Annotated in this window: 2 protein-coding genes; both read right to left on the minus strand. The window is 37.2% G+C overall.

The annotated features are described in order from the left end of the window. On the minus strand, nucleotides 1–109 hold a 109-nt coding region (locus K5S59_RS29815; protein WP_220784133.1), incomplete at its 3' end, for a YwdI family protein. 12 nt (nucleotides 110–121) lie between these two features. Further along, nucleotides 122–274: cation:proton antiporter regulatory subunit (locus K5S59_RS30555; protein WP_369009904.1), on the minus strand; the 153-nt coding region annotated here is incomplete at its 5' end.

Raw genomic sequence — 274 nt, forward strand, 5'->3', positions numbered from 1 at the left:
AAGCACGCACAACTAATACATGCCCTTTTGATTGTTGCCCTTCACTGCTTTTTGCCTTTGCAATTTCATTCACCATTTTATTTAAAATCTTATCGCTCGATATTTGCATTCCTTGTCACCTCTACCTTTGTAGTTCTTTCTCACATTGTCCCAGCTTCTCTACTGAACCAAACACTCTTATCATATCATGTTCTTGTAGTTTTTCCTGCCCCGTTGGATTCTGTATAACATTCCCATTCCTCAAAATCGCTAAAATTGTTCCATCAAATTGATT

This window comes from Bacillus sp. BML-BC051 (assembly GCF_019656175.1).
GTDB lineage: Bacteria > Bacillota > Bacilli > Bacillales > Bacillaceae_G > Bacillus_A > Bacillus_A mobilis.